The 14045-nt window shown below is 62.5% G+C and carries 13 protein-coding genes and 1 pseudogene; 12 read left to right on the top strand and 2 right to left on the bottom strand.

What is annotated here, in order from left to right; genetic code table 11:
* Positions 1–150 precede the first annotated feature (150 nt).
* The 6 genes and pseudogenes from ACHMW7_RS21180 (at position 151) to ACHMW7_RS21155 (ending at position 5301) form a co-directional block, all read left to right on the top strand.
* Positions 151–915, top strand: coding sequence for an SDR family oxidoreductase (locus tag ACHMW7_RS21180; protein ID WP_395447444.1), 765 nt, complete (start codon positions 151–153; stop codon positions 913–915).
* Positions 912–2972: an excinuclease ABC subunit UvrC gene (gene uvrC, locus ACHMW7_RS21175; RefSeq protein ID WP_395447443.1), complete on the top strand. Its 2061-nt coding sequence runs from the start codon at positions 912–914 to the stop codon at positions 2970–2972. Before ACHMW7_RS21180 ends, uvrC begins: the two co-directional genes overlap by 4 nt.
* 105 nt (positions 2973–3077) lie before the next feature.
* Positions 3078–3674 (top strand): CDP-diacylglycerol--glycerol-3-phosphate 3-phosphatidyltransferase, encoded by a 597-nt coding sequence (gene pgsA / locus ACHMW7_RS21170; protein ID WP_395447442.1) that lies wholly within the window; start codon positions 3078–3080, stop codon positions 3672–3674.
* A gap of 4 nt (positions 3675–3678) precedes the next feature.
* Positions 3679–3934, top strand: a pseudogene (gene moaD / locus ACHMW7_RS21165) (molybdopterin converting factor subunit 1).
* Between the two features lie 3 nt (positions 3935–3937).
* Positions 3938–4411, top strand: coding sequence for a molybdenum cofactor biosynthesis protein MoaE (locus tag ACHMW7_RS21160; RefSeq protein WP_395447441.1), 474 nt, complete (start codon positions 3938–3940; stop codon positions 4409–4411).
* Between the two features lie 122 nt (positions 4412–4533).
* A complete protein-coding gene (locus ACHMW7_RS21155; RefSeq protein ID WP_395447440.1) occupies positions 4534–5301 on the top strand; it encodes a YbaY family lipoprotein in 768 nt (255 codons plus the stop codon).
* Positions 5302–5454: 153 nt separating this feature from the next.
* On the opposite strand, the gene ndk is transcribed toward ACHMW7_RS21155, so the two are convergent.
* Together ndk and ACHMW7_RS21145 are read right to left on the bottom strand one after the other, a co-directional pair.
* Positions 5455–5877: a nucleoside-diphosphate kinase gene (gene ndk / locus ACHMW7_RS21150; protein WP_018427138.1), complete on the bottom strand. Its 423-nt coding sequence runs from the start codon at positions 5875–5877 to the stop codon at positions 5455–5457.
* 74 nt (positions 5878–5951) lie between these two features.
* A complete protein-coding gene (locus tag ACHMW7_RS21145; protein ID WP_395447439.1) occupies positions 5952–6644 on the bottom strand; it encodes a glutathione S-transferase family protein in 693 nt (230 codons plus the stop codon).
* Positions 6645–6708: 64 nt separating this feature from the next.
* Here ACHMW7_RS21145 and ACHMW7_RS21140 point away from each other — a divergent pair, with 64 nt between their 5' ends.
* The 6 genes from ACHMW7_RS21140 to ACHMW7_RS21115 all read left to right on the top strand — a co-directional run bounded on the left by ACHMW7_RS21140 (position 6709) and on the right by ACHMW7_RS21115 (position 14035).
* Positions 6709–7221, top strand: a complete 513-nt coding sequence (locus ACHMW7_RS21140) for a DinB family protein (RefSeq protein ID WP_395447438.1) — start codon at positions 6709–6711, stop codon at positions 7219–7221.
* Between the two features lie 206 nt (positions 7222–7427).
* A complete protein-coding gene (locus tag ACHMW7_RS21135; protein ID WP_395447437.1) occupies positions 7428–8099 on the top strand; it encodes a hypothetical protein in 672 nt (223 codons plus the stop codon).
* 220 nt (positions 8100–8319) lie between these two features.
* Positions 8320–9588, top strand: coding sequence for an MFS transporter (locus ACHMW7_RS21130; protein ID WP_395447436.1), 1269 nt, complete (start codon positions 8320–8322; stop codon positions 9586–9588).
* Positions 9589–9684: 96 nt separating this feature from the next.
* Complete coding sequence (locus tag ACHMW7_RS21125) at positions 9685–11562, top strand: ABC-F family ATP-binding cassette domain-containing protein (protein ID WP_395447435.1); 1878 nt, start codon at positions 9685–9687, stop codon at positions 11560–11562.
* 7 nt (positions 11563–11569) lie between these two features.
* The gene (locus ACHMW7_RS21120; RefSeq protein WP_395447434.1) at positions 11570–11872 is read left to right on the top strand and encodes a hypothetical protein; all 303 of its coding nucleotides are present in this window, start codon (positions 11570–11572) and stop codon (positions 11870–11872) included.
* 54 nt (positions 11873–11926) lie between these two features.
* A complete protein-coding gene (locus ACHMW7_RS21115) occupies positions 11927–14035 on the top strand; it encodes a molybdopterin-dependent oxidoreductase (protein ID WP_395447433.1) in 2109 nt (702 codons plus the stop codon).
* The last annotated feature ends 10 nt before the right edge of the window (positions 14036–14045 follow it).

The raw sequence follows: 14045 nt of genomic DNA, 5'->3' as shown, positions 1-14045 counted from the left end.
CGGCCTGCTTCGCGGGCAGGTTTTCGGGCGGTATCGCTGGCTTTCGCCACATTGCCGCCAGATCGATGAACGGCTTTTTACATAGGTTACCAAGAGGTAGCCGAAGCCTGCCTTTGCGGAAGCTGGCGGATAGCACGAGAGGACGACTGGATGGCTGACATGGCAGGCAACGTGCTGGTGACGGGTGGGGCCAAGCGCATCGGCCGCGCGATCGTCGAAGACCTTGCCGCGCATGGCTTTGGTGTCGCTATCCATTGCAATCACGCGCGCAAGGCCGCCGATGATCTCGCCGCCACCATCAATACCGGCGGCGGAAGGGCCGTCGTCGTCCAGGCCGACCTCGCCGATATGGCGGCGGTGGATGCATTGGTCGCCGATGCCACGGCCGCGCTCGGGCCGATCTCGCTGCTCGTCAACAATGCGTCCGTCTTCGAGGTCGATTCGGTGACCGATTTCGACTGGGAGGTCTGGGACCGGCATTTTGCACTGCATGTGAAGGCGCCGGCACTGCTCGCCAAGAACTTTGCGGCAGCACTGCCCGAAAATGCCGAAGGCCTCATCGTCAACATGATCGACCAGCGCGTGCTCAAGCCGACGCCGCAGTATTTCTCCTATTCGTTGTCGAAGGCGGCGCTGTGGGCGGCGACCAGGACAATGGCGCAGGCGCTGGCGCCGCGCATCCGCGTCAATGCCATCGGCCCAGGCCCGACGCTGCCAAGTTCACGCCAGGACGCCGCCGCTTTCGGCGCCCAGCTTGACGGCCTGATCCTGAAACACGGGCCGGCACTGACGGAGTTCGGCGCGACGATCCGCTATCTCTGGCAGGCGCGGTCGGTGACGGGCCAGATGATTGCACTCGATGGCGGCCAGCATCTTGCCTGGCAGACGCCGGACGTGACAGGCATGGTGGAATGAGTCCTCGCCAGGCCGATACCAAGCCGAGCCCCGGAAAAGGCGGCAAGGCTGCCGAAGACATGCCCGACATCGACCTCGACGACGACGAGACGGTGGATGAGATCGTTGTGCCCAGCGGCCCGGATCTTCCGTTTACCGCGATCGACTGGACGGCTCATGCCGGCGACGCCGACGGCATGGTCGGCGCCGAGGTGATCCAGACACTGGTCAAGCGCCTGCCCAATGCACCGGGCGTCTATCGCATGATGAACGCCGCCGGTGACGTGCTTTATGTCGGCAAGGCGCGCAGCCTCAAGAAGCGTGTCACCAACTACGCGCAAGGGCGCTTTCACACCAATCGCATCGGCAAGATGGTGCGCGAGACCGCGACGATGGAGTTCGTCGTCACCCGCACCGAGATCGAGGCGCTGCTGCTTGAAGCAAATCTGATCAAGCGCTTGCGGCCGCGCTTCAACGTCTTGATGCGCGACGACAAGTCGTTTCCTTACATCATGCTGACAAGCGATCACGCCGCACCTGGCATCTACAAGCATCGCGGCGCGCGCTCGCGCAAGGGCGGCGACTATTTCGGGCCGTTTGCGTCGGCGCAGGCGGTCGGCCGGACGATCAATTCGCTGCAGCGCGCGTTTCTGTTGCGCAGTTGCACGGATTCGTTTTTCGAAAACCGCACGCGGCCGTGCCTGCTGTTCCAGATCAAGCGCTGTGCGGCCCCTTGCACCGGCGAGATTTCGCCCGAGGGCTATGCCGAACTCGTCGGCGAGGCGAAGGATTTCCTCTCTGGCCGCAGCCAGAAGGTGAAGACCGAGATTTCGGGCCAGATGCAGCACGCCGCCGAGGAGCTCGATTTCGAGCGCGCCGCCGTCTATCGCGACCGGCTCGCGGCGCTGTCGCATGTGCAGAGCCATCAGGGCATCAACCCGCAGACAATCGACGAGGCCGACGTTTTCGCCATCCATCAGGAAGGTGGGCAGACCGGCATCCAGGTGTTTTTCTTCCGCACCGGCCAGAACTGGGGCAACCGCGCCTATTTCCCCAAGGCCGACTCGTCGCTGGAAGCTGCCGAAGTGCTCGGCTCGTTCCTGGCCCAGTTCTACGACGACAAGCCTTGTCCGCGGGCGATCCTGCTGTCGCATCCGGTCGAGGAGCAGGAACTGCTGGCCGAGGCACTTTCCACCCGCGCCGGGCACAAGGTGGCGATCTCGGTGCCGCAGCGTGGCGAGAAGAAGGACATTGTCGACCACGCGGTGCAGAACGCTCGCGAGGCGCTCGGCCGCAGGCTGGCCGAGACGTCGACGCAGGCGCGCCTGCTTGACGGGTTCGCCCAAACCTTCGGGCTGGAAAAGCCGCCGGTGCGTATCGAGGTCTACGACAACTCGCACATCATGGGCACCAACGCCGTCGGCGGCATGGTGGTCGCGGGGCCGGAAGGTTTCGTCAAGAACCAGTACCGCAAGTTCAACATCCGCTCGACCGACATCACCCCTGGCGACGACTTCGGCATGATGCGCGAAGTGATGACCCGCAGGTTTTCGCGCCTGCTCAAGGAGCATGGCGGCGACCAGCCTGAGGCGGAAGAGGTCGAGGATGCCGGCGCGTTTCCGGCCTGGCCCGATGTTATCCTGATCGACGGCGGCCAGGGCCAGATGACGGCCGTGCGTGCCATGCTTGGAGAGCTCGGAATCGAGGATCGCGTCGTTGCGATCGGCGTCGCCAAGGGCCAGGACCGCGAAGCCGGACGCGAGCGCTTCTTCGTCAGGGGCAAGGGTTCGTTCTCGCTGCCGGTGCGCGACCCGGTGCTCTATTTCGTCCAGCGTCTGCGCGACGAAGCACACCGCTTTGCCATTGGCTCGCACCGGGCACGGCGCAAGAAGGAGATGGTCAAGAACCCGCTCGACGAGATCGGCGGCATCGGGCCGAGCCGCAAGCGCGCACTGCTTTTGGCTTTCGGCACCGCCAAGGCAGTAAGCCGGGCGGCTGTCGACGATCTGATGGCCGTCGAAGGCATCTCGGAATCCATCGCGCGCCTTGTTTACAACCATTTTCACGATAATGGGTGATCAACGATAATTGTCGTCCGGCGTCCGCCTGGGCTATCGATAGGCAGTTGACCCTCCGCCCCCGCTTCTGATTTCACTACGGCAGACGAAAGAGCATAAGAGACCATGGCCCAGCGCGCATTCAACCTGCCCAACATGCTGACTTACGCGCGTATCTTGGCTGTGCCGCTTGTCGTGTTGTGCTTCTTCCTCGAAGGCACGTTGAAGTCGAGCGACTTTGCCCGCTGGAGCGCGCTGGCAATCTTCGTGCTGGCAAGTCTCACCGACTACCTCGATGGCTATCTGGCGCGCGCCTGGCAGCAGACCTCGAACATCGGCAGGATGCTCGATCCCATCGCCGACAAGCTTCTGGTGGCCACCTGCCTGCTGCTGCTTGCCGCCGATACCGATCATCGTGGCGGCATCGCCGGCTGGTCGCTGTGGGCGGCGATCATCATCCTGTGCCGCGAGATCCTGGTTTCAGGTTTGCGCGAGTACCTTGCCGCGCTGAAGGTCAGCGTGCCGGTGACCCAGCTCGCCAAGTGGAAGACGACGATCCAGATGGTGGCGATTGCCTTCCTGCTTGCTGGTCCGGCCGGCGACAAGATCTTCCCGCTGACCACCCAGGTCGGCCTCGTGCTGCTGTGGATCGCTGCTCTTGTGACGCTCTATACCGGCTATGACTATTTCCGTGCCGGCCTGAAGCACATCATGGACGAGTGAGACCATGACCAAGCTCATCTATTTCGCCTGGGTGCGCGAGCGAATTGGCAAGGCCGAGGAAGACGTCGATCTGCCTGTCGAGGTGAAGACGGTGAGGGACCTGCTGCTGTGGCTCAAGTCGCGTGGCGAGGAGTTCGAAAGCGCGCTGCAGCACCCAGAAGTGATCCGCGTCGCAATCAACCAGGAACACGTCGATCACCGCGAGCTGATTGGTGGTGCGCGCGAGATCGCGCTGTTTTCCGCCGATGACCGGCGGCTGACCGATGACCGTCGCTGTCGTGCCTATGGTGCGCATCCAGGCCGCCGATTTCGACGTTGCCGCCGAGATCGCGCTGCTGACGCAGGGCAGGGCGGATGTCGGCGCCGTCGTTACCTTTACCGGTCTCTGCCGCGACGAGGCCGGCAGCCTCGCTGCCCTCGAACTCGAACATTATCCTGGTATGGCCGAAGCCGAGATCACGCGCATCGCCAACGAGGCGCTGGCACGCTGGCCGCTGGCCGGCATCACCGCCATCCACCGCTTCGGCAAGATCAAGCCGGGCGAAAACATCGTGCTGGTCGTCGCCGCGTCCAGGCACAGGCAGGCCGCCTTCGAAGCGGCAAGCTTCCTGATGGACTATCTCAAGTCGCGCGCGCCGTTCTGGAAGAAGGAACACCGCCTCGACGGCAGCGAGGGCGGCTGGGTCGATGCCAAGGAAAGCGACGAAGCCGCCGCCGCCCGCTGGGCGAAGTCCTGATCGATGGCGGCTGCGATGTGTGTCTGCGGCGACGGAACCACCTTATTCCCCGGTAACTTCAGTCGAAGCGGACGGCTTGTTGCCGTGCGCTGTCTTGGCAACAACCAAATCAGGAGGCGGCCTTGCTTGGTAAGCTCGCGGAGTTCTTCATGTTTGGCATAACGCCGTTGCTGGTCGGTATGCTCGCCGTTCCAGCGCTGGCGACGGCAGACGAAACCCTCGTCACGGGCGAAGTGCTTTATCGCGAGCGCATCGCGCTGCCGCCGAACGCCGTGCTGTCGGTCAAGCTTGCCGACGTCTCGCTTATGGACGCGCCGGCCAAGATCCTCGGCGAGCAGAACATAGATCCGGCCGGCCAGGTGCCGATCAAGTTCGCCATCCCGTTCGACCCCACTGTGATCAAAACCAACATGACCTACGCCTTGCAGGCGAGCATCAGTGTCGACGGCCAGCTCTGGTTCATCAATGATGTGCGCCATGCGCTCGATCCGCTGACGGCCGGGCCGCAGACAATACAGGTGAAGATGGTTCGTCAGGCGGACGCAGCCGGGGACGCCACGATATTTGACCGCGACTGGGTGGCCGAGGATATCGATGGCGCTGGCGTGGATGAGAAGGTGAAGTCGACCCTGCGCATCGGCAAGGACGGCAGGGCCTCTGGCCGCGGCGGCTGCAACGGTTTTTCAGGCAGCGCCAAGGTCGACGGCAGCACGATCGTATTCGGCCAGATAGCCTCGACCGAAATGGCCTGCGAGCAGGCGGCCATGGACCAGGAGCACAAATTCCACGATGCGCTTGGCCGCGCTTCCACCTTCCGGATTGCGGACGGCAAGCTGGTGCTGGCCGACAAGGCCGGTAAGGATATCGTCAGGTTTGCGGCCGGAGGTTGATTGAATCAGTTTCCCCAGAACTGGCGTCAAGCCTTTGGAATGCTTAGCTGACAGCTGAGGCCGATTGCCGAAGACCAAAGAAAAGCCGGAGCGCGAGCCCCGGCTTTTTGAATTCTGGATCAGCGGCTTGATAGCAGCTGTTCGCCGGCTGGATCAGCCGACGACTTCAGTGCCCGAGAACCAGTATGCGATCTCCTCGGCAGCGGTCTCGGGCGCGTCCGAGCCATGCACCGAGTTTTCGCCGATCGACAGCGCGTGAACCTTGCGGATGGTACCTTCGGCAGCGTTTGCCGGGTTGGTGGCACCCATCACTTCGCGGTTCTTGGCAATCGCGTTCTCGCCTTCGAGGACCTGTACGATCGTCGGAGCCGACGACATGAACTCGACCAGCTCGCCGAAGAAGGGGCGTTCCTTGTGCACGGCGTAGAAGCCTTCGGCCTCGCGGCGGCTCATCCACACGCGCTTCGACGCAACGACGCGCAGGCCGGCGTCTTCGAGCATCTTGGTGATGGCGCCGGTCAGGTTGCGCCGGGTCGCGTCCGGCTTGATCATCGAAAATGTGCGTTCGATCGCCATGTCTGGTCCTTGTGATCTCTGGGATTTGCAGTGTGGCGGGCTCTATACAGGCCGCCCGCCGCATTGCCAAGGGGCTAGGCCGCCGCTGCCACGCGCCGCCCCAGGCCGTTGTGCAGGTCAAGGCAGCGACCGAACCATTCGGCAACGGGGTCCGTGTCGTCGAGCAGCGTGTAGGGCGTGGCGATACGGGCCCACTGGAAGGCCCCGAACACGATGTAGTCGGCAAACAACGGAGCCGTGCCACCGATCCATGGCTGATAGGTGAGCATGCTGCGCAGCGGCTCCAGCGATGCCCTGAAAGCGCTGAGCCCGGCATCACGCACGGCACTCACGTCCTCCAGCGGCTTGCCATAACGCGCCTCCCGGCTCTGGCGGAAATAGGCGGCGTTGGCCTCATCCTGCATGCGGTGAAGGGCCGTCAGTGCCGCGACGCCGAGATAGGGATGGATGGTCAACTGCGACCATCGTTCTATGAAGCGGGCATGGGCTTCGCCGCCGGCACCTGCAAATAGCGATGGACGATCCGGATAGGCCTGTTCCAGATGGAGCGCGATGGCGAAGGAGTCCGGCACCACCGTGCCGCCGTCGCGGATGACCGGAACGGTTTTCGAGGCGCCGCCTTCGATATCAGCTACTTCGAGGAAGCGGGTCGGCATCGTGCGATAGTCCAGCCGCTTGTGCGCCAATGCCATTGCCACCTTCCAGCAATGCGGGCTGAACGGGCGCGTCGTATCGCTGCCGACGAGATCGTAAAGGACAATGGTCATTGGCTGTTGTTCCTGATGGGCTGTAGTAAGAGGCGATGATTTTCGAAGCACCGAAGGATATGGGATGAAACAGCATTTCATGATGTTGGCCGCATATAATCAATGGGCCAACGAGCGGATCTATGAAGCCGCCGCCGATCTCGATGATGCCGAGTACAATCGCGACACCGGTGCCTTCTTCAAGTCGATGAACGGCACCCTTAATCATCTGCTGGTTGCCGACCGTGTCTGGCTTAAGCGTTTTACCGGCGAGGGCGATGCGCCTTCCGCATTGGACGCCGTGATCCACAGTGATTTCAACAAATTGCGGGCATCTCGACAGGCCGAGGACAAACGGATCGTACAGTGGGTCGGTTCGCTCGCCGACAAGGCGTTCGCGGGTCGGTTCACTTACATGACCGTCACCGACATGCGCACGATCTCGCAGCGTCTGGCGCCGGCGCTGACGCACTTGTTCAACCACCAGACGCATCATCGTGGGCAGGCGCACATGATCCTGACAGTGCTCGGGCGCCCATCCGTAACTCTCGATCTCATCTACTTCCAGCGGACGGAAGACGGTAGAGCATTCGCTTAAAATAGAATAAACATTTATGTTCTCATAAAATAATACCAAAGGATTCAATTGTTTAAGCCTTCATGTGGCGTAGTTCTGATCTGTAAGTAAAAAAGATCATGATCATTGCGTGATAGGTGAAACTTATTGCCGGGTGAAAGCGTGACTGCAAGAGCATCCAGTCTCAATGGCTGGGTGCTGCATTCGGCAACCACAGGGAGACATCCATGACTAGTATATCGAAGGCAATAGCCAAGACACTGGCGGGTGGTATCGTTTTCGCGGCGCTCTGCGTGCCAGCCAGCGCCCTGGACATCGGCAACCGCAGCAATGGCCTCGGAGTTTCGCTCGATTCAGGCGGCATCGGCGCTACCGCGGGCGGGCCTGGCGGCGTCAGTGCGGACGTAGGCCTAGGTTCCGGCGGCAACTCAGGGGTCGCGGGCGCAAATGTCAACGCCAGCGTTGGTGGTTCTAGTGGCATCAATGCGGATGTGAACGCTGGTGTTGGCGGAAGCAAAGGCCTCGCGGATGCCAAGGCGAAGGCCACCGTGGGCGGCAGCACCGGGCTGACGGGCAATGCCAGCGCCAATGTTGGAGGCAACAACGGGTTAGCTGGCGTGAAGGCCAATGTCGGGCTCGCCGGCAACACGCTCGCCGACATCGGCATCAACATCGGTGGTCCCGGAATTGGTGGCCCTGGCGGACCGGGAGGCCCTGGCGGGCCCGGTGGTCCTGGTGGCCCCGGCGGACCCGGCATCAATCCAGGCGTCATCGGCGGGATGTCGCAAGCTCAGGTCGCCGCATACGTCAAGCGCTGCAAGATGGTGCTGTCGAACCCGATGGCGTTCGAAAGCGACCTGCGCGAACTGTGCAAGCTGTTGCGCACTGCCAGCCGCTGAGGCGCGAGAAGAGAGATTTCAGACGGCCCGCGATCTGCGGGCCGTTTTGATTCCAGCGGGCAGTGAGGGCATCTGTCATGAGATGTCTGGATCATCAGATCTACGCTGCTGGGCGAGGCGGTTTGCCTTGCCTTTGGCATTCAACTCGGCCAAACGATGCCGATACTGACGATCGGCAAGTAACGTCGGTGATCGTCTTTCGGGCATCGGGGGAATTTCATTGCGAGCTTATGGCGAAAAGACCGGCCAGGCGATCGTGCTGCTGCTGATCGCCGGCTCCGGCATGGTGGCGATCGCCCGAGGCATGAGCCTGACGTTCCTTGCAATTCGCCTGCAGCAGGATTTCGGACTGAGCCCGGCAATGATCGGCGTCTTGATCGGCGCGGGGCCTTTGCTCGGCGCTGCCGTCAGCCCGTTTGCCGGAACGATCTCCGATCGCATCGGCCGTCGCGTGGTTCTGGTTACGGCGCTGCTGTTTGCCGGCCTCGGCCTTGTCGGCCTGGGCCTGGCGCAATCGGTCGCGGCCTTCGCCCTGGCGCACATCGTGTCGTCGGTTTCTGCTGCGGTCTACGAGCCGGTCTCGCGCGCGTTGATGAGCGATGCCGCTCCCGAAAAGCTGCGACTCAAGATGTTTTCGTGGCGCTACCTGATGATCAACGCCGGTTGGGCCGTCGGCCCGATGATCGGCCTTGCCATCGGTGCCAATTCGCCATTGCCGTTCGTCATCGCCGGCATCGTCCATTTTGTCTTTGCCGCGGCCATCTTTGCTGTCATCCCGGCAGCGCTGGCCAACAGCGCCGGACGCACAGCGGCAGCGCAGGCGCCGGGATTTCGCCGGCTGAGCACTGCTCTGCGCGACCGCCGGCTGCTGTTTTACGTTGGCGGCGGCACGCTGCTGATGGCTGTCTACGGTCAGTGGTCGGTGACGCTGTCGCAATACCTCACCACCAATCTTGCCGACGGCATGAAAATATTTGCCTGGCTGGTGACGACCAATGCGGCGGTGGTGGTGCTTGCCACCGCACCCGCCCGCCTGGCGATCGAAAAGATCGGGCCGATGCGGGCGATGGTGCTAGGCTGCGTGTTGTTCCTCGGCGGCGAGCTCGGCTTCGCAATCTCCACCGACGCGACCATGCTGATCGGCTTCATGGTGTTGTTCACCATCGGAGAGGTGCTTGTCGTGCCGGCCGAGTATGTGCTGGTCGACAAGATCTCCAACGACAACAATCGAGGTGCCTATTTCGGCGCCCATTCGCTGAGTTCGGTCGGCAACTTTGTCGGCCCATTGGCCGGTGGGCTGGCACTTGGAGCATTTGGCGGGCAGGGCATGTTCATGCTCTTTGCTATCCTGGCTGCCGGTAGCGCGGTGCTGTTTGCCATTGGCTATGCCTCGCCACCTCCGGCTTCGCTAAACGGTCAAGCGATGGGCACGAGCGGCGAGATCGCCGAGGAGGCGCTGCACCGTGCGTACGGGCCGGCCTTCGCCTGAAAGCAGTGCGTCAGTCGCGTTTCGACCCCGCGTTGTGCCTGATAGGTACTGCGCGCCCTTGCCATTGCCGCAACTCTCCGCCAAAACCGCCACGCCATGCTCATCATCAATGATCTCTCCCTCCGCATTGCCGGACGTCTTCTCCTCGACCACGCGTCGCTGACCCTGCCTGCCGGCACCAAGGCTGGCCTTGTCGGCCGCAACGGCACTGGCAAGACAACGCTGTTCAAGGCGATCACCGGCGACTTCAGTTCTGAAAGCGGCAGCATCAGCCTGCCCAAGAACACCCGCATCGGCCAGGTTGCGCAGGAAGCACCTGGTACCGAGGAGCCGCTGATCGACATCGTGCTCAAGGCCGATGTCGAGCGCGCGGCCCTTCTCGCCGAGGAGCATACAGCCACCGACCCACATCGCATCGCCGAGATCCACATCCGCCTTGCCGACATCGACGCGCATTCGGCCGAGTCCCGCGCAGCCACCATCCTCGCCGGCCTCGGTTTTGACGACGAGGCGCAGAAGCGGCCGGCCTCGTCCTTTTCGGGCGGCTGGCGCATGCGCGTGGCATTGGCGGCCGTGCTGTTTTCCGAGCCCGACCTTCTGCTGCTCGACGAGCCGACCAACTATCTCGATCTCGAAGGCACGTTGTGGCTCGAGAACTACGTCTCGAAGTATCCGCACACGGTTCTCCTGATCAGCCACGACCGCGACTTGCTCAACCGTGCGGTCAATTCGATCGTCCATCTCGACCAGAAGAAGATGACCTTCTGGCGCGGCGGTTATGATCAGTTCGAACGTCAGTTCGCCGAGCAGCGTGAGCTGCAGGAAAAGGGCCGCGTCAAGCAGGAGGCAGCGCGCAAGCACCTGCAGTCCTTCGTCGACCGCTTCCGCGCCAAGGCCTCGAAGGCCCGCCAGGCGCAGTCGCGCATCAAGGCGCTGGAGAAGATGAAGCCGATCGCGGCGCTGATGGAAGACAATGTGCGTCCGTTCAGCTTCCCAGAGCCGGTGAAGACGGTTGCTTCACCGATCGTCGCACTTGATCGCGTCAATGTCGGCTACCAGGCCGACAAGCCGATCCTCAAGAAGATGACGCTGCGCATCGACGCCGACGACCGCATCGCGCTTCTGGGCGCCAACGGCAACGGCAAGTCGACCTTCGCCAAGCTTCTGGCCGGACGGCTGAAGGCCGAGACGGGTTCGGTGACGATTGCACCGGGGCTCAAGGTTGCGATCTTCGCCCAGCATCAGCTCGACGATCTGCGACCGGACGAAAACGCCTACGAGCACGTGCGCCGGCTGATGCCGGATGCGCCTGAGTCGAAGGTGCGTGCCCGCGTCGCTCAGTTCGGCCTTCCGACCGAGAAGATGAACACCGCCGCCAAGGATCTTTCGGGCGGCGAAAAGGCCCGGCTGCTGATGGGATTGTCGGCGTTTGACGGGCCGAACCTGTTCATCCTCGACGAGCCGACCAACCACCTGGATATCGACAGCCGCGAGGCGCTGATCATGGCGCTCAACGATTTCCCCGGCGCGGTGATCCTGATTTCGCACGACCGCCACCTGCTCGAGGCGACGGCTGACCGGCTGTGGCTGGTCAAGGACGGGACCGTCAACCCGTATGACGGCGATCTCGAGGACTACAAGGCTCTGGTGACTGGCGTTTCCGGCGACCGGCGTGAAAAGCGCGAAGCCGACAAGGCATCGAAAGCCGACAAGCGTCGCGAGGCAGCGGCCCGCCGCGCGGCGATGGAGCCGCTGGCCAAGGAGATCCGCGCCACCGAAGCGCTGATGGACCGCATCCGCAAGCGCATCGACGGCATCGAGGATCAGCTCGCCGATCCGAAGCTGTACGAAAAGGATCCCACAACGGCGACGCAGCTGGCCAAGGAGCGCTCTCAGCTCGGAGCCCAGCTCAACGGTCACGAGGAAAAATGGCTCGCGATGTCGGCGGAATACGAGGAAGGTGTCGCGGAGTAGGAGATACATGGACGCTCTCGCGGCACTCGAGCAGGAGTTTGTTTCTCCTGATGGCTTTTTCCATCAATTGCGCTTTCGCAGCTTCGACATCGTAGCGGCGGAACGTGCATTGGGGCTGCTTCGGCAAACTGAAGCTGGCCATGAACCGCGCAGAATCTATCGGCTCGCTTATCTCTTGTGGTCGGCACACACTGAACTCGAAGGCATCTCGGTTGATGCCGGGGAGCACGTCGCCCGGTATCGAAGCTTTTTTTTCGCCGAGGTGTCCGCGCGATTTGAGGCGATTGGTAAACTTGGCGGGATGGCTTAGGCCAGTGCCTGGCGCAAGCTACCAGCTCATTGCAAAGTAGGGTAAATCCCTGACATGAACCAGCACGCCAAGATCAGGATCGGCCACTCGGCCTGCCCGCATGACTGCCCGTCAACCTGCGCGCTTGAAGTCGAGTTGCTCGACGACAAGCGTATCGGGCGTGTCCATGGTGCCAAATCCAACAGCTATACGGCCGGCGTCATCTGCGCCAAGGTCGCCCGTTACGCCGACCGCGTCCACCATCCCGACCGGCTGCTGAAGCCGCTGATCCGCGCCGGCGCGAAAGGCGACGGCAACTGGCGGGAAGCGAGCTGGGAGGCGGCACTCGACTTGGTGGCGGAAAAGTTCATCGCGGCGGAAGAGAAATACGGCTCGGAGACCGTCTGGCCCTATTTCTACGCCGGTACGATGGGGCTGGTGCAGCGCGACGGCATCGAGCGGCTGCGCCACGCCAAGAAATACTCCGGCTTCTTCGGCTCGATCTGCACCAACCTGGCCTGGACCGGCTATGTGATGGGCACCGGCGCGCTGCGCGGCTCCGATCCACGCGAGATCGGCAAGTCCGACTGCGTCGTGATCTGGGGCACCAATGCGGTCGTTACCCAGGTCAATGTGATGACCCACGCCATCAAGGCACGCAAGGAGCGCGGTGCCAAGATCGTCGTCGTCGACATCTATGAAACCGCCACGATGAAACAGGCGGACATGGCGCTGGTGCTGAGGCCCGGCACCGACGCAGCACTGGCCTGCGCGGTCATGCACGTGCTGTTCAAGGAAGGTTTTGCCGACCGCGTTTATCTCGAAAAATACACCGACGATCCGAAGGGGCTGGAAGCGCACCTGCGCGACAAGACCCCGGAATGGGCGGCTCAGATCACCGGTCTGTCGGTCGAAGAGATCGAGGCGTTCGCCCGCCTGGTTGGCACGACCAAGAAGACGTTCTTCCGCCTCGGCTACGGTTTCTCGCGCCAGCGTAACGGCTCGGTCAACATGCATGCGGCGCTGTCGATCCCGGCGGTAACAGGCGCCTGGCAGTATGAGGGCGGCGGCGCCTTCCATTCCAATTCGGGCATCTTCAAGCTCAATGGCGAGCTGTTGGAAGGCACGAAGTTCCGCGATCCCAACATTCGCTACCTCGACCACTCACGCATCGGCCCGGTGCTGACCAATGCCGAGGACGCGCTTTATGGTGGCCCGCCTGTCACTGCGATGCTGATCCAGAATACCAATCCGATGAATGTCGCGCCCGAGCAGCGTCTGGTGAAGCAGGGCTTCATGCGCGACGACCTGTTCACCTGCGTGCACGAGCAGTTCATGACCGATACGGCCAAGCTCGCCGACGTCGTGCTGCCGGCAACCATGTTTCTCGAGCATGACGACATCTACAAGGGTGGCGGCAACCAGCACATCACGCTGGGCCCCAAGCTGATCGATCCGCCGGAGGGGCCGCGCACCAACCATTACGTCATCGAGGAACTCGGCAAGCGGCTTGGTGTGTCGCATATGCCCGGCTTCGGCTTGACCGAACGCCAGCATATCGATGTTATGTTGGAGAAGAAGGGCCTCGGCGATTTCGATTCCTTCCGGGAAGAGAAGTGGGCCGACATGCAGCCGGAGTTCGACAGCGCGCATTTCCTCAAAGGGTTCGGCCATCCTGACGGCAAGTTCCGTTTCAAGCCGCAGTGGAATGGCGGTGCGGCACCCAACAAGCCACCGCGCAGCATGGGCATCTTCGGGCCGGTCGACCAGCTGCCTGAATTCCCCGACCATGTCGACCTGATCGAGGTCGCAGATGCCGAGCATCCGTTCCGGCTGGCAACGTCGCCGGCGCGCAACTTCCTCAACTCGACCTTCGCCGAGACCCCGGTGTCACGCGAAAAGGAGGGACGCCCGGAACTGCTGATCCATTCCGAAGACGCAGCGGCACTTGGCCTTGCGACGGGCGATCGGGTGGAGATCGGCAATACGCGTGGCGAAGTCGTGCTGCATGTCAAACTTTTCGACAAGATCAAGCGTGGCGTTGTCATCGCCGAGGGCATCTGGCCGAACTCGGATCACGAGCGCGGCGAGGGCATCAATGTGCTGACCGGCGCCGATGCGCCGGCGCCCTATGGCGGTGCGGCCGTCCATGACAACAAGGTCTGGATCCGGCCGGCCGCCTGACAGTCGATCA

This window comes from Aminobacter sp. UC22_36 (genome assembly GCF_044056035.1).
GTDB lineage: Bacteria > Pseudomonadota > Alphaproteobacteria > Rhizobiales > Rhizobiaceae > Aminobacter.
Note: the sequence above shows the minus strand (reverse complement) of the source record. Positions and strands in the feature narration are given on the sequence as shown.

Coding starts and splice junctions, on each gene's coding strand:
- uvrC (WP_395447443.1), top strand. CDS start 912: ATGAGTCCTCGCCAGGCCGATACCAAGCCGAGCCCCGGAAAAGGCGGC.
- ACHMW7_RS21180 (WP_395447444.1), top strand. CDS start 151: ATGGCTGACATGGCAGGCAACGTGCTGGTGACGGGTGGGGCCAAGCGC.
- ACHMW7_RS21120 (WP_395447434.1), top strand. CDS start 11,570: ATGGACGCTCTCGCGGCACTCGAGCAGGAGTTTGTTTCTCCTGATGGC.
- pgsA (WP_395447442.1), top strand. CDS start 3,078: ATGGCCCAGCGCGCATTCAACCTGCCCAACATGCTGACTTACGCGCGT.
- ndk (WP_018427138.1), bottom strand. CDS start 5,877: ATGGCGATCGAACGCACATTTTCGATGATCAAGCCGGACGCGACCCGG.
- ACHMW7_RS21125 (WP_395447435.1), top strand. CDS start 9,685: ATGCTCATCATCAATGATCTCTCCCTCCGCATTGCCGGACGTCTTCTC.
- ACHMW7_RS21145 (WP_395447439.1), bottom strand. CDS start 6,644: ATGACCATTGTCCTTTACGATCTCGTCGGCAGCGATACGACGCGCCCG.
- ACHMW7_RS21160 (WP_395447441.1), top strand. CDS start 3,938: ATGACCGTCGCTGTCGTGCCTATGGTGCGCATCCAGGCCGCCGATTTC.
- ACHMW7_RS21140 (WP_395447438.1), top strand. CDS start 6,709: ATGAAACAGCATTTCATGATGTTGGCCGCATATAATCAATGGGCCAAC.
- ACHMW7_RS21135 (WP_395447437.1), top strand. CDS start 7,428: ATGACTAGTATATCGAAGGCAATAGCCAAGACACTGGCGGGTGGTATC.
- ACHMW7_RS21115 (WP_395447433.1), top strand. CDS start 11,927: ATGAACCAGCACGCCAAGATCAGGATCGGCCACTCGGCCTGCCCGCAT.